21 protein-coding genes are annotated in these 19,887 nt (G+C 65.8%); 15 read left to right on the forward strand and 6 right to left on the reverse strand.

Annotation, left to right across the window (positions count from 1 at the left end; all coding sequences use genetic code 11):
* From QGG75_20520 to QGG75_20535, 4 genes are all read left to right on the forward strand, one after another.
* Positions 1-162, forward strand: a 162-nt coding sequence (locus QGG75_20520) for a PLP-dependent transferase (protein MDP6069615.1), incomplete at its 5' end; no start/stop codon positions are given.
* Positions 163-178: 16 nt separating this feature from the next.
* Positions 179-967, forward strand: coding sequence for an alpha/beta hydrolase (locus QGG75_20525; protein MDP6069616.1), 789 nt, complete (start codon positions 179-181; stop codon positions 965-967).
* An 11-nt stretch (positions 968-978) separates the two neighbouring features.
* On the forward strand, positions 979-1,293 hold the full coding sequence (locus QGG75_20530; protein ID MDP6069617.1) for a hypothetical protein: 315 nt from the start codon (positions 979-981) through the stop codon (positions 1,291-1,293).
* Positions 1,294-1,509: 216 nt separating this feature from the next.
* Positions 1,510-2,148, forward strand: a complete 639-nt coding sequence (locus tag QGG75_20535) for a cyclic nucleotide-binding domain-containing protein (protein ID MDP6069618.1) — start codon at positions 1,510-1,512, stop codon at positions 2,146-2,148.
* Between the two features lie 250 nt (positions 2,149-2,398).
* On the opposite strand, the gene QGG75_20540 is transcribed toward QGG75_20535, so the two are convergent.
* The gene (locus tag QGG75_20540; protein MDP6069619.1) at positions 2,399-2,860 is read right to left on the reverse strand and encodes an Hsp20 family protein; all 462 of its coding nucleotides are present in this window, start codon (positions 2,858-2,860) and stop codon (positions 2,399-2,401) included.
* Between the two features lie 154 nt (positions 2,861-3,014).
* Entirely contained in the window at positions 3,015-3,239 is a 225-nt protein-coding gene (gene rpmE / locus QGG75_20545; protein MDP6069620.1) for a 50S ribosomal protein L31, read from the reverse strand.
* 180 nt (positions 3,240-3,419) lie between these two features.
* Here rpmE and cyaY point away from each other — a divergent pair, with 180 nt between their 5' ends.
* From cyaY to QGG75_20575, 6 genes are all read left to right on the forward strand, one after another.
* Positions 3,420-3,743, forward strand: a complete 324-nt coding sequence (cyaY, locus tag QGG75_20550; GenBank protein MDP6069621.1) for an iron donor protein CyaY — start codon at positions 3,420-3,422, stop codon at positions 3,741-3,743.
* A gap of 7 nt (positions 3,744-3,750) precedes the next feature.
* Positions 3,751-5,553 (forward strand): ABC transporter transmembrane domain-containing protein, encoded by a 1,803-nt coding sequence (locus QGG75_20555; GenBank protein MDP6069622.1) that lies wholly within the window; start codon positions 3,751-3,753, stop codon positions 5,551-5,553.
* A gap of 16 nt (positions 5,554-5,569) precedes the next feature.
* Positions 5,570-6,619, forward strand: coding sequence for an SMP-30/gluconolactonase/LRE family protein (locus tag QGG75_20560; GenBank protein MDP6069623.1), 1,050 nt, complete (start codon positions 5,570-5,572; stop codon positions 6,617-6,619).
* Complete coding sequence (locus tag QGG75_20565; GenBank protein ID MDP6069624.1) at positions 6,616-8,310, forward strand: glutamine--tRNA ligase/YqeY domain fusion protein; 1,695 nt, start codon at positions 6,616-6,618, stop codon at positions 8,308-8,310. Before QGG75_20560 ends, QGG75_20565 begins: the two co-directional genes overlap by 4 nt.
* Before the next feature lie 197 nt (positions 8,311-8,507).
* Entirely contained in the window at positions 8,508-8,900 is a 393-nt protein-coding gene (locus tag QGG75_20570; protein ID MDP6069625.1) for a cyclic nucleotide-binding domain-containing protein, read from the forward strand.
* Between the two features lie 5 nt (positions 8,901-8,905).
* The gene (locus tag QGG75_20575) at positions 8,906-9,739 is read left to right on the forward strand and encodes an aspartate dehydrogenase (GenBank protein ID MDP6069626.1); all 834 of its coding nucleotides are present in this window, start codon (positions 8,906-8,908) and stop codon (positions 9,737-9,739) included.
* On the opposite strand, the gene QGG75_20580 is transcribed toward QGG75_20575, so the two are convergent.
* The 3 genes from QGG75_20580 to QGG75_20590 are packed head-to-tail and all read right to left on the reverse strand — an operon-like array spanning position 9,736 to position 13,060.
* Positions 9,736-10,071 carry a hypothetical protein gene (locus tag QGG75_20580; GenBank protein ID MDP6069627.1) on the reverse strand — a complete coding sequence of 112 codons (336 nt, stop codon included), beginning with the start codon at positions 10,069-10,071 and terminating at the stop codon, positions 9,736-9,738. The genes QGG75_20575 and QGG75_20580 overlap by 4 nt on opposite strands.
* 28 nt (positions 10,072-10,099) lie before the next feature.
* Positions 10,100-12,877, reverse strand: coding sequence for a DNA polymerase I (polA, locus tag QGG75_20585; GenBank protein MDP6069628.1), 2,778 nt, complete (start codon positions 12,875-12,877; stop codon positions 10,100-10,102).
* 9 nt (positions 12,878-12,886) lie between these two features.
* A complete protein-coding gene (locus QGG75_20590; protein MDP6069629.1) occupies positions 12,887-13,060 on the reverse strand; it encodes a zinc-finger domain-containing protein in 174 nt (57 codons plus the stop codon).
* 85 nt (positions 13,061-13,145) lie between these two features.
* Here QGG75_20590 and QGG75_20595 point away from each other — a divergent pair, with 85 nt between their 5' ends.
* The gene (locus tag QGG75_20595) at positions 13,146-14,132 is read left to right on the forward strand and encodes an ABC transporter ATP-binding protein (GenBank protein ID MDP6069630.1); all 987 of its coding nucleotides are present in this window, start codon (positions 13,146-13,148) and stop codon (positions 14,130-14,132) included.
* A 191-nt stretch (positions 14,133-14,323) separates the two neighbouring features.
* Positions 14,324-15,883, forward strand: coding sequence for a PAS domain-containing sensor histidine kinase (locus QGG75_20600; GenBank protein ID MDP6069631.1), 1,560 nt, complete (start codon positions 14,324-14,326; stop codon positions 15,881-15,883).
* Between the two features lie 400 nt (positions 15,884-16,283).
* Here the strand turns inward: QGG75_20600 and QGG75_20605 are convergent, their stop codons facing one another.
* Entirely contained in the window at positions 16,284-17,495 is a 1,212-nt protein-coding gene (locus QGG75_20605) for a CoA transferase (protein ID MDP6069632.1), read from the reverse strand.
* Positions 17,496-17,593: 98 nt separating this feature from the next.
* Between QGG75_20605 and QGG75_20610 the strand changes: the two genes are divergently transcribed.
* From QGG75_20610 to QGG75_20620, 3 genes are all read left to right on the forward strand, one after another.
* The gene (locus QGG75_20610) at positions 17,594-19,159 is read left to right on the forward strand and encodes a long-chain-fatty-acid--CoA ligase (GenBank protein ID MDP6069633.1); all 1,566 of its coding nucleotides are present in this window, start codon (positions 17,594-17,596) and stop codon (positions 19,157-19,159) included.
* A gap of 22 nt (positions 19,160-19,181) precedes the next feature.
* Positions 19,182-19,652 carry a hydrogenase maturation nickel metallochaperone HypA gene (locus QGG75_20615; protein MDP6069634.1) on the forward strand — a complete coding sequence of 157 codons (471 nt, stop codon included), beginning with the start codon at positions 19,182-19,184 and terminating at the stop codon, positions 19,650-19,652.
* Positions 19,649-19,887, forward strand: a 239-nt coding sequence (locus tag QGG75_20620) for a hypothetical protein (protein MDP6069635.1), incomplete at its 3' end; no start/stop codon positions are given. The genes QGG75_20615 and QGG75_20620, both read left to right, overlap by 4 nt.

Genomic DNA, 19,887 nt, shown 5'->3' on the forward strand with positions numbered 1-19,887 from the left:
GTCATTCATCCCGGCAGCACCACCCACCAGCAGAGGGACACAGCCGCGCTCGAGGCGGCCGGCATCAGCGAGGAACTGGTACGCCTGTCGATCGGACTGGAGGATCCCGACGATCTCATCGACGACCTGGGCCGGGCCCTCAGGGCTTCACAGAAGTCGTAGGAGAAGAGAAGCAAACATGGAACTCCAGGTCGACGGCAAGACCGTCTTCTACGCCAGCGGCGGGCGCGCGCCCGATGCCGGCCAACCTTCGGTGATCTTCATTCACGGTGCCGGCGCCGACCACACCGCCTGGGTGTTGCAGACCCGCTATTTCGCCTACCACGGGCGCAACGTGCTGGCCATCGATCTGCCCGGGCACGGCCGCTCGGAAGGTCCGGCCATCGACAGCGTCGGCGGCCTGGCGGATTGGTTGATGGCGCTATTGGACGCCGCGGGCCTTGAAAAAGCCGCTCTGGTGGGCCACAGCCTGGGCTCGCTGGCGGCGCTGGAGGCGGCGGCTCGCCAGCCCGGGCGGGTCTGGGCCCTGGCGCTCCTGGGCAGCGCCATCCCCATGGCGGTGAGCGACGGCTTGTTGGCGGCGGCAAAGGCCAACGACCCGGCGGCCTTCGACATGATCACCATCTGGGCCCATGGTGCCGAGGCCCAGATCGGCCGCCACACGGTGCCGGGCCTGTGGATGACGGGCAATGGGCTGAGGCTGCTGGAACGCTCGCGGCCGGGCGTGTTGCACACCGACCTCAAGGCCTGCAACGACTACCAGGGGGGCATGCAGGCGGCGGCCCGTGTGACCTGTCCGACGCTGTTGTTGCTGGGAGACGGCGATCGCATGACGCCGCCCCAGGCGGCCCGGCCGCTGGCCCAGGCCATCAGCGGTGCCGAGACCGTGGTGCTGCCGCGTTGCGGCCACATGATGTCGGTCGAGCAGCCCGACGCCGTGCTCGATCGCTTAAGGGAAATCGTTTGAAGGGAATTCCCATGCCTGTTGTTGCCCTGGTCCGTTTTCCGCTAACTGACGGTATTGATCTCGATGAGGCGAAGGAGAAATTCCTTTCATCGACGGGGCGCTATTGCGGCACGGCGGGTATCGTGCGCAAACACTATCTGATCACCCGGGACCGCAAATTCGGCGGCGCAGTTTATGTATTCGAGGACCAAGCTGCGGCCGACCGGGTGCACGATGAGGCGTGGGTAACGCAGATCAAGGAGCGTTACGGCGTCGAGCCCCAGGTCGAGTACTTGGACAATCCGGTCATCGTCGATAACGAAAAGGGTGAGGTTCTGACTTACTGAGCCACAAACGTTGTCGATAACAAGAAGGCCGTCGATAGCAAACTGAGTTGACCGCTTCCGTTGATGTCATTGGACCCGTGGGGTTGTCGGGAAGGCGTTTGCCTTGTCCACAAATCCACCGACACGCCGTCACGACGGGGTTTGCCCAAGGGAGGCCTGGCGAGTAGCATTTTTTCGGCCACCACCCCGGCTTATTCGAACGGGAAAGGAAAACCGATGTCATTCCTCGAGGCCGTTTCCTATGTCGATCTGATCGGCTATTTCGGTGGCGGCATTACGCTTTGGGGCCTTTATCAGAGAACCATGATCCCGCTGCGTGTTGGCGCCGTAGCTGGCAACCTGGGCTTCATCGGCTTCGGCCTGCTGGCCGGCAGCTACCCGACGCTGGTGCTGCACGCCGTGCTGTTGCCGCTCAATGGCTACCACCTCTACCAGATGATGCGCCTGATCCGTGACATCCGCGATGCCGCCGACCATGGCAACTCGCTCGAGCCGCTGCTGCCCTTCATGCAGCGCGTCCGCGAGGAGGCCGGCACTGTGCTCTTTCGCAAGGACGATGCGCCCGACCGCATGATCGTCATTCATGAGGGCACGATCATGCTGGAGGAGATCGACGTGCGTTGCGGGCCGGGCGACGTGCTGGGCGAAATCGCCGCCTTCACGCCCGACAACCGCGGCACCTGCACCGCCGTCTGCGTCAGCGAGTGCGAGCTGTTCACGCTGTCGAACGACGCCATGGTGCAGCTCTTTTATCAGAACCCGCGCTTCGGCATGTTTCTCGTCCGCGTCATCGTGCAGCGGCTTATGAAGAACTGGCAAGACGCCGACGCCCGCGCCCAGGCGTTATTGACCTAGGGCGGATCTCAGTTCCTGAGATCCGGCCTAGGTTTTTTGTCGCTCACGGCGGCTCCGCTGCGCTCCGCAGCCTCCGCGGGGGCGCCGCAGTAGCGGCGGGTCGCGTTGCTCCCGTTGCACCAAGACCAAGCAGCAAAGATAAAACACTGTGACGGCGGCGCTAAGCCGCCCCCCGAATGGGGGGCGGAGGCCAAGAGCGCGGATGCGCCCGCCCGGTGAGGGTCTACAAAAAGCCTGCCTGTGGCAGGCCTCAGGCAGCCTTTTTGGTGATGGCCGGGCGGCCGATATCGATGCGCCGGGGCTTTTTCTCCTCGGGCACCTCGCGTTCGAGTTCGACGTGCAGAAGGCCGTTGTCGAGCTTGGCCGCGACCACGGAGATGTAGTCGGCCAGCTCGAAGCGGCGCTCGAAGGCGCGCCTGGCAATGCCGCGGTGGAGGAAGCTGGTGGCTTCGTCAGACTCGGCGGCCTTGCCGCTGATGACCAGCCGGTTTTCGTGCTGCGTCACGTCGACGTCGGCTTCGCTAAAGCCGGCCACCGCCATGGTGATGCGGTAGCGGTCGGGGCCCTCGCCCTCGGTTGCCAACTTTTCGATGTTGTAGGGCGGGTAGGCGGGCGCCTGGGCGTCCTGCCGGCCCAGCGAATCGAAGAGCCGGTCGAAGCGGTCGAAACCGACGGAAGCACGTAGCAATGGGGTGAAATCATAGGTCCGCATGGTCCTATCCTCCTAAAGAAGCGATGGGACGTCATGCCCGCCATCATGGCCGGGCAAACGGTCGTCCGGGCCCTCATAGGCACCCGGCGACGGATATTAGTTGGGAACGAAGCGGGGTTGATTCAAGCCCCAGGAAAAAGGCCCGTGGGCCCGCCTACTTCTTGAGGAAGCCCTCGAAGCGGCGGTTGAACTTGGCCACCTGGCCGCCGGTATCGACCAGCTTGCCGGCCCCGCCGGTCCAGGCCGGGTGCGACTTGGGGTCGATGTCGAGCTTGAGGGTGTCGCCCTCCGAGCCATAGGTCGAACGGGTCTCGAACTCGCTGCCGTCGGTCAGCACCACCTTGATGGTGTGATACTCGGGGTGGATGTCTTTCTTCATGGTCTCGCTCCTGAGGGGCGGGGCGGTATATAGCGCGGCCAGCGGCCCGGGGCAAGCAGACTCTGGTTCCCTGTCGTCGTCCCTGTCGTCGTCTCTGTCGTCGTCCCTGTGGCCACCCTTGTTGGCCCGCAGCCGGCGTGCTATTCCCAAGCCCGACCTAGGCCAGCGGAAAAACCCCCGATGCCGAGCGACGAAAGCGAGTTCGAAAGCGCCGCGGCCGCCACCCTCGAGGGCCTGGCCGAGCGCCTCGACGAGGCCCCCGACGCCATCGAGGCCGACCTCGAAGGCGGTGTACTGAGCATCGAAGTCGAGGATCTGGGCAGCTTCATCGTCAACCGCCACGCGCCGTTGCGCCAGCTTTGGCTATCGTCGCCTGTATCGGGCGCCAGCCATTACGCCCGCGACGCCGAAGGCGTCTGGCAGGGCACCCGCGGCGAAGGCCGCCTCGAGGACCGCCTGGCCGCCGATCTGGCGCCGGCGGGCTTGGTTGGCGGGCTCGGCTGATGCCGGCATGAGCCAGCAAAACCAGGGCCCGACAGCCGAGGGCGACGAGCGTCCGCGCAGCAACGTCGCCGCGCTCAAGGGCATGGGCCGCTTCATCCGGCCCTATGGCTGGCGCGTGGCGGCGGCGCTGGTGGCCCTGGTCTTCGCCGCCGGCTCGGTGCTGGCCATCGGCCAGGCGCTGCGCCGTGTCGTCGACCTCGGCTTCAACGCCGACGACCCGCTGCTGGACTTTTATTTCCTGGCCCTTTTCGGCATCGTGGCGCTGCTCGCGGCGGCCACTTTCGGGCGTTTTTATTTCGTTTCCTGGATCGGCGAGCGGGTGGCGGCCGACGTGCGCAAGGAGGTCTACCAGCACGTCATCGGCCTCAGCCCGCACTTCTTCGAGGTGACCAAGACGGGCGAGATCCTGTCGCGCCTGACCACCGACATCACGCTGATCGAGACGGTCATCGGCTCCTCCGTCTCGATGGCGCTGCGCAACGTGCTGATCTTCCTCGGCGGCACGGTGCTGCTGATCATCACCAGCCCCAAGCTGGCCGGCCTGATGGCCGTCATTGTGCCCGTCGTGGTGCTGCCGCTGATCATTTTTGGGCGGCGTGTGCGAAAACTGTCGCGGGCCAGCCAGGACCGGGTGGCGGCGGTGGGCGCTTATGCCGGCGAATCCATCGACGCCGTGCGCACCGTCCAGGCCTTCAACCACGAGGGCATCGAACGACGCCGATTCGGTCGCACCGTCGAAGAGGCGTTCGTCACGGCCGTCCGCCGCATCACCATGCGCGGCTGGCTGACGGCGTTGGTGATTCTCTTGATCTTCGGCGCCGTCGATGCCGTGCTCTGGGTCGGCGCCCGCGACGTGGGCTCGGGCGTCATGACCGGCGGGCAGCTTGCTGCTTTCGTTTTTTACGCCATCATGGTGGCCGGCGCGGTCGGTGCCCTGGCCGAGATCTACGGCGATCTGCAGCGCGCCGCCGGGGCCACCGAACGGCTGCTGGAGTTGCTCGAGACCAAGCCCACCATCGTTGCTCCGGCGAGCCCGGAAACGCTCCCCGAGCCGCCGCGCGGCGCCATTAGTTTCGCAAACGTAACGTTCCAATATCCAAGCCGGCCGGGGGTTTCGGCGCTTTCCGAGTTCTCGCTCGAGGTCGACCCCGGCGAGCGCATCGCGCTGGTCGGTCCTTCGGGAGCGGGCAAGACCACGGTCTTTCAGCTCTTGCTGCGCTTTTACGATCCCGAGAGCGGCAGCCTGCGCCTGGATGGCGTCGAGCTGACCCGGGCCCGGCCCGGCGAGGTGCGCGAGCGCATCGGCCTGGTGTCGCAGGATCCGGTGGTGTTCGGCGCCGATGTTTGGGAGAACATCCGCTACGGCCGGCCCGAGGCCAGCGACGACGAGGTGCGGGTGGCGGCCGAGGCGGCGGCGGCCAGCGAGTTCATCGAGCGCCTGCCTCAGGGTTTCGACAGTTATCTCGGCGAGCGCGGTGCCACGCTCTCGGGCGGCCAGCGCCAGCGCATCGCCATTGCCCGGGCGATCTTGCGCAATCCCGCCGTGCTGCTGCTCGACGAGGCCACCAGCGCGCTCGATGCCGAGAGCGAACGCGCCGTGCAGGCGGCGCTGGAGCCCTTGATGGCGGGCCGCACGACGCTGGTCATTGCCCATCGCCTGGCCACGGTGCTGGGCGCCGACCGCATCGTGGTGCTCGACCAGGGCCGCATCGTGGCCAGCGGCAAGCATGACGAGCTGATGGCCCAGCGCGGGCTTTATGCCCACCTGGCCGGGCTGCAGTTCGACCGCGGACCGCTGGCGGCCCAATAGGCTGGGGGACCGCGGCATGGGCAAGGCGTTACTTATCGTCGTGGTGGTCATGGTGCTGGCCGTCGCCAGCTTCGGCCTGCACACGGTTTGGGTGGCCGGCCAGTTCAAGACGCTGGAGCCGCATTTTGCCGGCCAGTGCCGGACACTGGACGGCATCGTCGGCGCCGAGGACATGGTCATCCACGCGGCGCTGGGCCGCGCCTTCGTCGCCGCCTGGGATCGCCGCGCCGGGGCCGCCGGACGTCTCGAGGCGGGCGCGATTTGGGGCTACGACCTGGAGGCCGGGGCGGCGCCCCGCAACCTGACGCCGGAGCTTTCGTTTCCCTTCCATCCCCACGGTCTGGGCCTGTTGGCGCAAGATGCCGGCGGTATCCTGATGGTGGTCAACCACCGGCCCCGGGGCGACACCATCGAGGTTTTCACGATCACGGAGGCGGGGCTCAAGCACAGCGGCACGGTCAGCGGCGACTTGCTGAAATCCGTCAACGACGTGGTGCCGGTGGCGCCCGATCGGTTTTATGCCAGCCTCGATCACGGTGCGCCGAAGGGCTTCCAGCGCATGCTGGAGGACTATCTCAGGCTGCCGCTCTCGGGCGTGGTCTACTACGACGGCGCCCAACTCAGACCCGTGGCCGACGGCATCGCCTATGCCAACGGCATCAACCTGAGCCCCGATGGCGGCAAAGTCTATGTCGCCGCCACCACCGGGCGGCGTCTGCACGTCTTCGACCGCGAGCCCTTTGAGGGCGGCTTGACGCCCCGAAAAGAGATTTTCCTCGGCACCGGCGTTGACAACATCGACGTCGACGGGGCCGGCAATTTGTGGATCGCGGCCCACCCCAAATTGCTCAGCTTCGTGGCCCACGCCAAGGACCCGGCCGAGCCGGCGCCCTCGCAGGTGCTGAAGCTGGTGCCGCGGGGCGACGACTTCGAGGTCAGCGAGATTTTCCTCGATTTGGGCCAGCTGTTGCCGGCCTCCAGCGTCGCCGCCCGGCTGGGCCGGCGGCTGCTGATCGGCCCCGTATTCGCCCCCCGTTTCCTCGATTGCACCATGGCCCAGACGTGACAGATAGCCCTGAAAAAAATCCCTCCCGCGACTTCATCCGCGAGCGCATCCGCGCCGACCTGGCCGACGGCACCGCCGAGACCCTGGTGACGCGCTTTCCGCCCGAGCCGAATGGTTACCTACACATCGGCCACGCCAAGTCGATGTGCCTCAACTTCGGCGTCGCGGCGGAGTTCGGCGGGCGCTGCAACCTGCGCTTCGACGATACCAACCCGATCAAGGAGGAGGAGGAATTCATCGCCGCCATCGAGGCCGACGTGCGCTGGCTGGGATTCGATTGGGGCGCTGGCGCCTGTTTCGCTTCGGACTATTTCGCCGAGCATTTCGCCTGGGCCGAGCACCTGATCGAAGCCGGCCTGGCCTATGTCGACGACCTCTCGGCCGAGGACATCCGCGAATACCGCGGCACGCTGACCGAAGCCGGCCGCGCCAGCCCCTACCGCGACCGCGCGGCGGCGGAAAACCTCGATCTCTTCCGCCGCATGCGGGCCGGCGAGTTTGCCGACGGGGCGCGGGTGCTGCGGGCCAGGATCGACATGGCGTCGGGCAACATCAACCTCCGCGATCCCGTGCTCTACCGCATTCTTCACGCCGCCCACCCGCGCACCGGCCAGGCCTGGTGCATCTATCCCACCTACGACTTCGCCCACGGCCAGTCCGACGCCATCGAGGGCGTCAGCCATTCCATCTGTACGCTGGAGTTCGAAGACCACCGGCCGCTTTACGACTGGCTGATCGACAACCTGCCGACGCCTTCGCGGCCGCGCCAGTACGAGTTCGCCCGCCTCGCCATGACCTACACCATACTCTCGAAGCGCCACCTCACGCGCCTGGTCGACGAGGGGCACGTCACGGGCTGGGACGATCCGCGCATGCCGACGCTTTCGGGCCTCAGGCGCCGCGGCGTGCCGGCGGCGGCGGTGCGCGACTTCATCGGCCGTATCGGCGTCGGCAAAAGCGCCCAGACCGTCGAGGTGGCGCAGCTCGAGGCCTGCATCCGGGAACACCTGAACCAGAGCGCCCAGCGCCGCCTGGCCGTGCTGCGTCCGCTGCGCCTGGTGATCGAGAATTACGCGCAAGGCGAGAGCGAGCTGCTGCCGGCCGTCAACAATCCCGAGGACCCGGAAGCGGGCAGCCGCCAGCTCGCCTTCTCGGGCGAGCTTTGGATCGAGCGCGAGGATTTCATGGAGGAGCCGCCGAAAAAGTTCTTCCGCCTGGCGCCCGGCCGCGAGGTCAGGCTGCGCTACGCCTATTTCGTCACCTGCACCGAGGTGGTGAAAGACGCCGCCGGCGAAGTCGTCGAGGTGCGCTGCACCTACGACCCCGCCACCCGCGGCGGCGACGCCCCCGACGGGCGTCGTGTGCGCGGCACCATCCATTGGGTCTCGGCGGCCCATGCCATGCCTGCCGAGGTGCGGCTCTACGATCATCTTTTCGCCCGGCCCGACCCGGGCGCCGAGGGCGACGCGCTGGAGGACCTCAATCCGGATTCGCTGGTGGTACTCGAGGACTGCCAACTCGAGCCTTCGCTGGCCGAGGCCGAAATCGGTCAGGCGCTGCAGTTCGAACGCCAGGGCTACTTCGCCGCCGATGCCCAATCGACGGCCGAGATGCCGATTTTCAACCGCACCGTGGCGCTGCGCGATAGCTGGGCCAAGATAGCCAAGCAGCAAGGCGGCAAGACCCGATAGCAAATGCCGGTTATGATCGTTTCCGGCCCTAGTGCCCTGCCCGAGGAATTCATAAGATGAATTTCTGGGCTAAGCAGGCCACTAAACATTTGAATCTAGTGTGATTCAGATCCCGAATTTCGGCGCATGAAATGCGCCGAACTTCAGATTCATCACGCTAGTCGAAAACCGTCGAACCCCGCTGGGAAAGGACCCTGATGGCCTCGAAACCCTGGGAAGTCAGCGCCTTCAGGCGCAAACGCTTCGGCGCCGGTGCCCTGCTCTTCGAGGAGGGCGACGAGGGCGACGAGGTCTTTTTGGTTACCGAGGGCGAGGTCGAGATCCGCCGCGACACGGGCGGCGACAACCCGCGCATCCTGGCCCGCCTGGGCAAGGGCGATATCTTCGGCGAGTTGGCGCTATTCGACGACGCGCCGCGCATGGCCACCGTGGCGGCCGTGACACCGACTGTGTGCAATATCATCTCACGCGAGGAATTCGAAAAGCGCCTGCAAGAGATGGATCCCGTGATGCGCGGCATCACCACGCTGCTGGTGCGTCGCGTGCGGCGCCTTACCGACATGGTGGCATCGCGCAAGAAAAGCTCTTGAGGGCGATGGTGTCGGACAGAGAGCTGAGCGTCGCCATCGCCGGCCTGGGAGCCATCGGCCTGGCTGTGGCCCGGCGTCTGGATGATGGTCATGGGGGCGGCATTAAGGGATTGCGGCTGGCAGCCGTGTCGGCCCGCGACCGGGCCGGGGCGGCCGCCAGGATGGCCGATTTCGCGGCGCCGGTACCGGTGCTGACGCTGGCTGAACTTGGCGGGACCGAATCCGACGTGGTCGTCGAATGCGCACCCGCGGCGCTCTTTCGCGAGATCGCCGAACCGGCCATCAGGGCCGGCCGCATCTTCCTGCCGGTCAGTGTCGGCGCGTTGCTGCAGCATGACGATCTGATCGAACTGGCCGGCCAGAGAGGCGCCTGCATCATCGTGCCTACCGGCGCCCTCCTTGGCCTCGATGCCGTGCGCGCCGCCGCCGAGGGCGGCATCCATAGCGTCACCATGATCACGGCCAAGCCGCCCGCGGGTCTGGCCGGCGCACCGTATCTCGAGGAAAACGGTATTTCCCTCGATGGGCTCGCGGAGCCCCTTCAGGTCTTCTCCGGCTCGGCCCGTGAGGGAGCCCGGGGCTTTCCCGCCAACGTCAACGTCGCCGCGGCGCTCAGCCTGGCTGGCATCGGCCCCGACCAGACCCGCCTCGAGATCTGGGCCGACCCGGAAGTGACGCGCAACACCCACCGCATCGAGGTCGAGGCCCAGGCCGCCCGCTTCAGCATGAGCATTGAGAACGTGCCGTCCGAGGAAAACCCCCGCACCGGCCGCATCACGCCGCTCAGTGTCATCGCCGCGCTCAGGCGCCTGGTCGATCTCCTGGTGGCGGGGTCTTAGTCAGCGGTTTTTCGCCGCTCGGGGAAAAGATCCTTGACCAGGGCGTCGACGGCCGTGGCGAAAGGGGCAGCCGGGTTCTTTTCGCAATAGCTGCCGAGCCGGTCGATCACGCTATAGAGGTCGCGCTGGCCGAGTACGTCGTAGGTTTCCGGCGCGGCCCGGTTCATCGCCGTGACGTAGCCCGCGGTCCAGGACAAAAAGCGCGCAAAGCCCGGGGACGAGCGTTCGAACTCGACCAGAAAGACGCTGCAGTCCCGGTTGCCCAAGCCCTGGATGTGGTAGCGCCCATCCAGCGAAGCGGATTCCGATGGCGTGGCCGTTGCTGCCAGCAAACAAAACAGCCCCGCCGCGAGCGGCCGCCTAATGCGCTTCGTCCCAGTTGTCGCCAAGACCGGTATCGACGATCAGCGGCACGCGGATGCGGGCCGCTGCTTCCATCACCGACTTGACCAGCGCCGCGGTCTCCTCGACCTCGGCCTCGGGCACGTCGAACAAGAGCTCGTCGTGCACTTGCAAGAGCATGCGGGCGCTCAGGCCGCGGGCCTCCAGCGCCGCTGGCAGGCGGATCATGGCGCGTTTGACGATGTCGGCGGCCGAGCCCTGCAGCGGCGCGTTGATGGCGGCGCGTTCGGAAAAGCCGCGCCGGGCCTGGTTCTTGTCGTTGATGCCGGGCAGGTGGCAGCGCCGCCCGAAGATGGTTTCGACGTAGCCCGTCTGGCGGCAAAACTCCTTGGTGCTGTCCATGTAGGCGCGGATGCCGGGATACTGCGCGAAATAGGCCTCGATGGTCTGCCCTGCCTCCGACCTGCCGATGCCCAGCTGGCGCGCCAGGCCGAAGGCGCTGATGCCGTAGATGATGCCGAAATTGACGGCCTTGGCCCGGCGCCTGAGCGCCGGATCCATGCCTTCCAGGGGCTGGCCGAAGACCTGGCTGGCGGTCAGGGCGTGAATGTCGGCGCCCTCGTGGAAGGCCTCGATCAGCACCTCGATGCCGGCCACGTGGGCCAGCAGGCGAAGCTCGATCTGCGAATAGTCGGCCGACAGCAAACGGCAGCCCACGGCCGGCACGAAGGCGCGGCGGATCTTGCGGCCTTCCTCGGTGCGGATGGGGATGTTCTGCAGGTTGGGGTCCGCCGACGCCAGGCGGCCGGTGTTGGCCGCCGCCATGTGGAAGGTGGTGTGGACGCGGCCGGTGCGGGAATTGATCTGGCCCTGGAGCGCATCGCTGTAGGTCGATTTGAGCTTTTGCAACTGGCGCCAGTCGAGCACCCGGGCCGGCAGCTCGTGGCCCTCCGCGGCCAGGTCCTCGAGCACCTCGTGGCCGGTCTGGTAGGCGCCGGTCTTGGTCTTCTTGGCGCCTTTGAGCCCCATCTCGTCGAACAGGATCTCGCCCAGTTGCTTGGGCGAGGCCAGGTTGAACTCATGGCCGGCGAGGCCATGGATCTGGCCTTCGAGATCCGCCATGCGCCTGGCGAAGTCCTCCGAGAGCGCCGCCAGGGCCGCCGGGTCGACGCGGATACCGGCCCCTTCCATGGCCAGCAGCACCGGCACCAGGGGACGCTCGATGGTTTCGTAAAGGCTTGTCTGGCGCTCGGCGAACAGCCTCGGCTTGAGCAGGCGATGGAGCCTCAGCGTCACGTCGGCGTCCTCGGCGGCATATTCCACGGCTTTGTCGAGCGCCACCCGGTCGAAGGTGATCTGGCTTTTGCCGCTGCCCGCCACGTCTTTGAAAGGGATGGGTTTGAAGCCCAGGTGAACCTCGGCCAGCGCATCCATGCCATGGCCATGCAGCCCGGCATCGAGCACGAAGGAGAGCACCATGGTGTCGTCAATCGGTCCCACGGCGATGCCGTAGCGCCCCAGTATGGCCATGTCGTACTTGATGTTCTGGCCCACCTTGAGCACCGACGGGTCTTCCAGCAGCGGCTTCAACAAGGCCAGCGCCTGGTCCAGCGGGATTTGCTCGGGCGCCGCCTCGCCGCCGCCGTCCATCAGATCGAGCGTGCCCTGGATGTCCGTGCCCTTGTGCGCGAGCGGCAGGTAACAGGCCCGGCCAGGTTCGATGCACAGCGAGAGGCCGACCAATTCGGCCTGCATGGTATCGAGCGACGTGGTCTCGGTGTCGACGGCGACGATGCCGGCGCTTCGTGCCCGTTCGATCCAGGCCTCCAGATCGGCCGTTTTCTGCACCGCCCGGTAGTCGCGTTCGGCAGGCTTCGACACGGCGGCAGGGGCCTCGGCCCCTTCGAACCTCGGGCCCAGCCGGGCCGCCAGCTTGCCCAGCTCGAGCTCTTCCAGGAAGGCGAACAAGACCTCGGGATCGGGTTTGCCGAGCAGCAAATCATCGAGTTCCTCGGTCACCGGGGCGTCGTCCCTCAGTGTCACCAACTGGCGGCTCAGCCGCGCCAGTTCGGCGTGGTCGATCAGGTTCTGGCGGCGCTTGGGCTGGGTGATCTCCCCGGCCCGGGCCAGCAGGCTGTCGAGGTCGCCGAAATCGTTGATCAGTTGCGCCGCCGTCTTGACGCCGATGCCCGGCACGCCGGGCACGTTGTCGCTGGAATCGCCGGCCAGGGCCTGCACCTCGATGACCTTGCCGGGGCCGACGCCGAAGCGCTCCTCGACCTCCGCGGGGCCGATGTGGCGCTGCTTCATGGGATCGAGCATGCTGACGCCTTCGCCCACGAGCTGCATCATGTCCTTGTCCGACGACATGATCAGCACCTCGAGGCCAGCCTCGCGGCCCAGCCTCGTATAGGTGGCGATGAGGTCGTCGGCCTCGAAGCCCGCCAGTTCGACGCTGGCCACGTTGAAGGCTCGCGTCGCGTCGCGCACCAAGGGGAACTGGGGGATCAGGTCGTCCGGCGGCGGCGGCCGGTGGGCCTTGTAGTCGGCGTAGATATCGTTGCGAAAGCTGGCCCGGGCGGTATCGAAGACCACCGCCAGATAGGCCACGTCGCCGGCCGCCCAGGCGTCGTCCAGGAGCTTGTTGAGCATGTTGCAGAAACCCGCCACGGCGCCCGTGGGCAGGCCGTCGCGCTTGCGGCTGAGCGGCGGCAGGGCGTGAAAGGCGCGAAAGATGTAGCCCGAGCCGTCGATCAGCACCAGGCGCTTGGGTCTTCTTTGCGATTCCTCGGACATGGCAGCGCCCTAATGGGCGGCGAGCTTGGCACCCTCTTTGAGAACGTAGTGGCAGCCACAATAGGGGCAGTCGATGGCGCCGCCCTCGAGGGTGAGATAGACCCGCGGGTGGCCCAGCGCTCCGGGGCCGCCGTCGCAGCTCACCTTTGCCTCTTCGACTTCCACGCTTTGCGCTGCTGGCATGACGTTCTCCTGTTCAGACGTTGACCGCCGGCCGGAACGAATGATACCCATTGCCGCGGCGCCATCAAGTGATGGCGAGGAATTCATGAAAGACAATAGCCAACCTGACGCCCCGCCGGCGGCCGAGCAGCCCGCCGACGGCCCCGCCGATGCCATCGTCGCCCGGGGCTTGCGCAAGGTCTATGGCGGCGCCGCCGAGGCGGCCTTGAAGGACGTCGACCTGGCCATCCCGCGGGGCTCGTTCTTCGGCCTCTTGGGCCCCAACGGCGCCGGCAAGTCGACCTTCATCAACATCCTCGCCGGCCTAGTCATCAAGAGCGCAGGCCACGTCGAGATCTGGGGCCATGACATCGATCGTGCCGCCCGGGCCGCCGCCTCGGCCATCGGCGTGGTACCGCAAGAGCTCAACATGGACGCCTTTTTCACGGCGCGTGAGATCCTCGAGGTCCAGGCCGGCCTCTACGCCGTGCCCAAAGCGGCCCGGCAGAGCGACGAGATCCTGCGCGTCATGCATCTCTCGGAGGTTGCCGACAAGTACCCGCGCACGCTGTCGGGCGGCATGCGGCGGCGTTTGCTGGTGGCCAAGGCCATGGTGCACGCGCCGCCGATCTTGGTGCTGGACGAGCCCACGGCCGGCGTCGACGTCGAGCTTCGGCACAATCTCTGGACCTACCTGCGCGCCCTCAACGCCCGCGGCACCACGATTCTCTTGACCACGCATTACCTCGAGGAGGCCGAGCAGCTTTGCGACCGCGTCGCCATCATCCACCAGGGCCGGGTGGTGGCCTGCGACACCACGGTGGCGTTGGTCCAGCGCCTCGACCGCAAGGAACTGACCATCATCATCGGCCAGGATCTGGAAGCCGTGCCGCCACCCTTGGCCGCCTTCGACGCCGAGATCCGGCCCTTCCGCCGCCTGGTGGTGCGCTACCGCCCCAGCCGGACGCCGGTGGCCGATATCCTGGCCGCCGTGCAGGCCGCCGATCTCACCATCCTCGACCTCTCGACCGAGGAATCCGATCTCGAGGATCTTTTCCTCGAACTCACCGGCAACTCCCGAGAGGTGTCCTAGATTATTTTTCGCGGCCTGATGGGGTGCTGACTGGCTCCGGTTCGAGTCGCCATCGAATTGGCCATAGGGGAAATAATCGGGTATGTAGGCGCCAACAAGGACGCTGGCGGGATCTTTTGGGGGGGTATGCCCACGCGGTTCCGGGAGGCAGAAAGCCTGCGCCTGATAACCCTGGAACCAGGACGAGCAGTGTGGCCCGATCCCAAGGAGCTGCCAAGGATTTGAAGCAGCCTAGCGCCGCCGGGTCGGCCCTGCCGGCCGGCGTCGAGCAGACGGTGCTCCTCGACAACCTCGATGACGGCTTGCTGTTGCTCGACGCCGAGCATCGCGTGGCCTACGCCAATCCGGCGCTCGACCAGGCTTTCGAGTTGCCCACGGGAAGCTTTGCTGAGCGCCCGACACTGGCTCGATTGGCGGCAGACGAGACCTGGGCCGCACTTTTTGCCGGCCTCGACGACGTGGTTGCGGCCGTGCGCAGCCCGAATTTCGCGCCGCGTCGCATAGCTCGGCCGGACGGCACCGTGTTCGAGCTCAGTTGCCGGGTGCTGCCCGAGGGCGGCCGGTTGCTGCGTTACCGCGACGTCAGCCAATCCCAGCGCCTCGAGGACCAGCTCGAGATCCAGCGCTTTCGCTACCGCCATGCCCTGCAGGCCGCCGACCAGTCGTTCTTCGAATGGAACCTCTACAACGACCGGGTGACGCTGAGCGAGCGCTTCTGGCTGCAGATCCAGCGCCCCCTGATGGGTCCCGAGGTCGATTTGGAGGAATTTTTCGCTCTCGTCGAGGAAGAAGACCGCGAGTTCCTGCGTGCCACCCTCGAGCCCTTCGCCGCCGGCGAAGTCGACGAGCTGGTCGGTGCCGCTGACGCCTTTCACATTTCCCGCCCCGACGGCAGCCTCCGCCGCTTCGCCTTCGGCTTTTCGGTGGTCATGTCGGAGCAGGACAACGTCGCCGTATTGACCGGGCTGATCCGCGACGTCACCGAGACCCGCATGTTGCGCCGTGCCCTTATCGAGACCCGCGACGCCGCCGAGGCGGCCAACCGCGCCAAGTCGGAATTCCTGGCCACCATGAGCCATGAGTTGCGCACGCCCCTCAACGCGATCATGGGGTTTGCCGAGATGATGAGACGGCAGGTTTTCGGGCCGGTTGGAGACACTCGATATCACGGCTACTCGGCAAACATCCACGAAAGCGGTGAACATCTTCTCGGTCTTATTAACGACATATTGGATCTTTCTAAGGTTGAGGCTGGGAAGATGGAGCTCAACGAAGAGAATTTGAACGTCAGCATGGTATTGCAAACTTGCGAAGACATAATGAAGCCTCGATTCGAGGATGCCGGATTGGTTTTTGCTGTCGAAGTGATAACCGGTTTACCAACACTGCATGCCGATAAGAGATTGACCAAACAAATGCTGTTCAATTTGCTCTCCAATGCTGTGAAGTTCACCGACAGGGGCGGCAAAATCATGGTCTGTGGTGAATTGGCAGAAGACGGTTGTATGCGGATATCCGTAACCGATACCGGTATTGGCATCGCCGCCCACGACATTCCAAAAGCAATGTCGAAATTCGGTCAGGTTGAGGGTGCCCTGGATCGTAGGTTCGAGGGTACCGGGTTGGGTCTGCCGTTGGTAAAGTCATTGGTGGAACTACACGACGGCGGACTTGAGATCGAGAGCGAAATCGGTGTTGGAACCAAGGCGACGATCTGGTTTCCGAAAGAGAGGGTTGTCTTCGGCAACTGACGAGCGTCGAATTCTATGTCGCTTTTTGGCTACTCGCTTCACTTCGGCCCGCTTTCCTGACCGTCCGTTGCTGGGGGGATACTGTTGCAAAACTCGGCGACAGGGCGAGTTGGGGCAATAATCGGATCGTAACAGGGCACTCAGCGAATCATTCTTGCGCTGTACCTCAGCTTGACGAATCAATCTTGCGCCCAACGAGGCCCAGATGTGTTTTGCAACAGTATCGGAGGCAGAGCCGAAGTTCGGATTTGGGCGAGCCGGGATTGGCAGGGTTGAGCGCCACGTTGGCAGCAAGAGCGTCTCCCAAGCGAAAAACCCTCCCATCCGACAGGCGCCGACGAATAGCACGACGGGGATGCGTAAAAGGGTCCCTGTCCCTTTTTTGGGCGCCTCGGCGGATTTAGGGCAGCGCGACGGCCCCGCTGGCCGCCAGTTTCGCCACCTCGTCTTCGCCATACTCCAGCTCGGCCAGGATTTCGCGGCCGTGCTGACCCAGCCGCGGCGCCGGCAGGCGGATGGTGCCCGGCGATTTGCTGAAACGGCTGCTGATGTCGGTGGTGATGATGGTGCCCTCGCTGGGATGATCGATGGCTTGGAAAAAATCGACGGCGGCCAGATGTTCGTCATCCAGCAGATCGTCGGTATCGTTGATGCGGCCGACCGGCACCTGGGCCTCGGCGCAAAGCTCGAGCCACTCGCCGACGCTGCGCTCGGCGATGATCTGCTCTAAAAGCGCATAGAGCTCGTCGATGTTTTCGCTGCGCGCCGCCATATGGTCGAAGCGCGGATCGTCCGTCAGTTCGCTGCGCCCGGTGGCAGCGAAAAAGCGCCGCCACTGCTCGTCGGTATAGGGCAGCACGCAAATGTAGCCGTCGCGCGCCTTGTAGGGCCGGCGGTTGGGCGAGGCGACGCGGCCGTAGCCGGTGTTGCCCAGCGGCGGCTCGAAAACCCGGCCCGAAAGGTGCTCGGCCAGCACGAAAGCCGCCATGGTCTCGAACATGGGCACCTCGACCTCCTGGCCCTCGCCCGTGCGTTCGCGGTGCAACAGCGCCATCACCATGCCCTGGCTGGCGGCCATGCCGGTCAGCTTGTCGGCGATGATGGTGGGGGCATAGCTGGGCACGCCATGGATGCGGGCGTTGAGCCCGGCCAGCCCCGATTCGGCCTGCACGATGTCGTCGTAGGCCGGGCGGTCGCGGTAGGGCCCGCGGCGGCCGTAGCCCTGGGCGCCGCAGTAGACGATGTCGGGCTTGATGGCCGCCACCCGTTCGTAGCCCAGTTCGAGGCCGGCGACGGCGCGGGGCCGCATGTTGTGGAAAAAGACGTCGGCCCCGGCGATCAGACGGTCGAGCACGGCCCGGCCGTCAGGCTGCTTGAGATCGAGCACGATCGAGCGCTTGTTGCGGTTGAGGTTGAGGAAGGGGGCGCTCATGCCGGCATTGCGGGCCGGCTTGACGGAGCGGTAAGCGTCGCCACCGGGCGGTGCTTCGACCTTGATGACGTCGGCTCCCATGTCCGCCAGTTGCATGCTGGCATAGGGGCCGAGAACGATAGTGCTGAGGTCGACGACGCGGTAACCGGCAAGAGGACCGGAGGAGTAAGATGGCGACATGGAAGTTCCTTGGGCTGCCTACGACCAGGATTTCGAGTTGCAGCAGGCAGCCGCACATGCTGAGGTTCGGCCGGAACGATGGCAGAGGAATCCCCGCCATGCAACTGACCCAATGCATCAAACGGGCGGCCCAGGTCGATCGGGAGGGCAGCGCCACCATCTTCGCCGAACGCCGGCACACCTGGTCCGATTTCACCGCCCGGGTGAGCCGCCTGGCCGGGGGCTTGCGCGAACTCGGCGTCAGCGAGGGCGACCGCGTGGCCATGCTGGCGCTCAATTCCGACCGCTACCTGGAATACTATTTCGCCATCCCCTGGGCCGGCGCCGTGGTGGTACCCATGAACATCCGCTGGTCGCCCGCCGAGAACGCCTATTCGCTCAACGATTCGGGCGCCCGGGTGATGATCGTCGACGATGCCTTCGCCGCCATGGTGCCCAAGATCCTGGCCCAGGCGACGCTCGATACCCTGATCTACGCCGGCGAGGGCGAGACCCCCGACGGCATGCTGAACTACGAGGCCCTGATCGCCGACAACGCCCCCGCCAGCGACGCCGAACGGGGTGGCGAGGACCTGGCCGGCATCTTCTACACCGGCGGCACCACCGGCTTTCCAAAGGGCGTCATGCTGCCCCATCGCGGCCTCTGGTCCAGTGCCATCGCCATGGCCCACCATCTCGAGCTGGATGCCGGCGCGCGCTACCTGCACGCCGCGCCGATGTTCCACCTGGCCGACGGCGCCATGTCGATGGCCTGTTGCGTGGTGGGCGCCGGGCACGTGATGATCTCCGCCTTCAGCCCCCAGGCGGTGCTCGAGGCCGCCTCGGCCCACCGGCCGACGCACCTCTTGCTGGTGCCCACCATGGTCAAGATGGTGCTCGACGACCCGGGCCTGGCAACGGCCGATCTCTCGTCGGTGCAGCGCGTGCTCTATGGCGCCTCGCCGATGCCCGAGGGGGTGCTGCTCGAAGCCTTCGAGAAGCTGCCGCACTGCGGCTGGCTGCAGGCCTATGGCCAGACCGAGCTCTCGCCCGTGGCCACCGTCATGCCGCCCGAATACCACGTGCTCGAGGGACCAAAGGCGGGCAAGCTGCGTTCGGCCGGCCGGGCCGCCGTTTGCTGCGAGGTCAGGATCGTCGACGAAACCGGCGACGAGTTGCCGCGCGGCGAGGTCGGCGAGATCAGCGTGCGCGGCCCCAACACCATGCAGGGTTATTGGAACAAACCCGAGGAAACCGCCGCTACGCTGATCGACGGCTGGGTGCGCACCGGCGACGGCGCCTACATGGACGAGGACGGCTTCATCTTCATCATGGACCGCTTCAAGGACATGATCATCTCGGGCGGCGAGAACATCTTCTCGGCCGAGGTCGAGAGCGCTCTCTCCAAGCACCCGGCGGTCGGCGAATGCGCCGTCGTCGGCATACCCGACGAGGAATGGGGCGAAGCGGTACATGCCGTCGTGGTGTTGGCCGAGGGGGCCGAGGCGGCCGAGGCGATGGAATCCGAGCTCATCGGCCACTGCCGCGAGCTCATCGCCCACTACAAGTGCCCACGCTCGCTCGAGTTCCGTTCCGAACCGCTGCCCCTTTCGGGCGCCGGCAAGGTGCTCAAGAAGGACCTGCGCGCGCCTTTCTGGGAAGGCCGCGAGCGGGAGGTCAATTGAGGCCAGCTGATAGGCTGAAGTGATGCACGAGTTCTCCATCTGCTCGCGGATCGTCGATGCCGCACTTGACGAGTTTCGTCGCTTGCCGACGCCGCCGCGGCGCCTCTGCAAAGTTCGTGTGGTGGTGGGACAAATGCACCAGATCGTCCCCGACTACCTGGCTTCCGCCTATGACGTGCTGACCCGTGATACCGTGGCCGAGGGCTCCGAGATCGAAGTGGTCGGCGTGCCTGTCGGCGGGCGCTGCCGAAGCTGCGACTGGGACGGTGAGCTGGAACTTCCGATCTTTCGTTGCTGCCGCTGTGGCTCTTTCGACTTGCAGGTAAACGGCGGCAGCGAACTCTATCTCGATCACATGGAGGTCGAGTGGGGCGATCTCGACCCGGCGACTGGAGACCCGCTGCCGCCGCCAATTGATATTGATCAAGGCCAGGCCAGTATGATTTCGCCAACAATCAAAGGATCCAGTAGAGAGCCGGACAAGCGATCATGAAATGGGCTATCGCCGATACCCGCAGTTTGGATGATGTCCTGGCCGTCCTCGCCGCCGGCCGCAAGGTTTTCGCCCTCGAGGAGGCTGCGCGCCGCGAAGCCTGGCTCGATGAGCGCCGAGGCACAGGCGGTTTCATGAAGGACTTTGCCAAGGGGCTGAACCGCTTCATCTCGCGCGGTCAAATCACCCCGGGCTGGGTCAAGCGTCACCAGCGCCTGGCGGCGGTAAGGAATCA

It is taken from the genome of Alphaproteobacteria bacterium (assembly GCA_030740435.1).
Lineage (GTDB): Bacteria > Pseudomonadota > Alphaproteobacteria > UBA2966 > UBA2966.

What these genes read in the sequence shown, in the direction of transcription:
- QGG75_20525 (MDP6069616.1), top strand. Translation starts at nt 179, where the DNA reads ATGGAACTCCAGGTCGACGGCAAGACCGTCTTCTACGCCAGCGGCGGG.
- QGG75_20530 (MDP6069617.1), top strand. Translation starts at nt 979, where the DNA reads ATGCCTGTTGTTGCCCTGGTCCGTTTTCCGCTAACTGACGGTATTGAT.
- QGG75_20535 (MDP6069618.1), top strand. Translation starts at nt 1,510, where the DNA reads ATGTCATTCCTCGAGGCCGTTTCCTATGTCGATCTGATCGGCTATTTC.
- QGG75_20540 (MDP6069619.1), bottom strand. Translation starts at nt 2,860, where the DNA reads ATGCGGACCTATGATTTCACCCCATTGCTACGTGCTTCCGTCGGTTTC.
- rpmE (MDP6069620.1), bottom strand. Translation starts at nt 3,239, where the DNA reads ATGAAGAAAGACATCCACCCCGAGTATCACACCATCAAGGTGGTGCTG.
- cyaY (MDP6069621.1), top strand. Translation starts at nt 3,420, where the DNA reads ATGCCGAGCGACGAAAGCGAGTTCGAAAGCGCCGCGGCCGCCACCCTC.
- QGG75_20555 (MDP6069622.1), top strand. Translation starts at nt 3,751, where the DNA reads ATGAGCCAGCAAAACCAGGGCCCGACAGCCGAGGGCGACGAGCGTCCG.
- QGG75_20560 (MDP6069623.1), top strand. Translation starts at nt 5,570, where the DNA reads ATGGGCAAGGCGTTACTTATCGTCGTGGTGGTCATGGTGCTGGCCGTC.
- QGG75_20570 (MDP6069625.1), top strand. Translation starts at nt 8,508, where the DNA reads ATGGCCTCGAAACCCTGGGAAGTCAGCGCCTTCAGGCGCAAACGCTTC.
- QGG75_20575 (MDP6069626.1), top strand. Translation starts at nt 8,906, where the DNA reads ATGGTGTCGGACAGAGAGCTGAGCGTCGCCATCGCCGGCCTGGGAGCC.
- polA (MDP6069628.1), bottom strand. Translation starts at nt 12,877, where the DNA reads ATGTCCGAGGAATCGCAAAGAAGACCCAAGCGCCTGGTGCTGATCGAC.
- QGG75_20590 (MDP6069629.1), bottom strand. Translation starts at nt 13,060, where the DNA reads ATGCCAGCAGCGCAAAGCGTGGAAGTCGAAGAGGCAAAGGTGAGCTGC.
- QGG75_20595 (MDP6069630.1), top strand. Translation starts at nt 13,146, where the DNA reads ATGAAAGACAATAGCCAACCTGACGCCCCGCCGGCGGCCGAGCAGCCC.
- QGG75_20605 (MDP6069632.1), bottom strand. Translation starts at nt 17,495, where the DNA reads ATGTCGCCATCTTACTCCTCCGGTCCTCTTGCCGGTTACCGCGTCGTC.
- QGG75_20610 (MDP6069633.1), top strand. Translation starts at nt 17,594, where the DNA reads ATGCAACTGACCCAATGCATCAAACGGGCGGCCCAGGTCGATCGGGAG.
- QGG75_20615 (MDP6069634.1), top strand. Translation starts at nt 19,182, where the DNA reads ATGCACGAGTTCTCCATCTGCTCGCGGATCGTCGATGCCGCACTTGAC.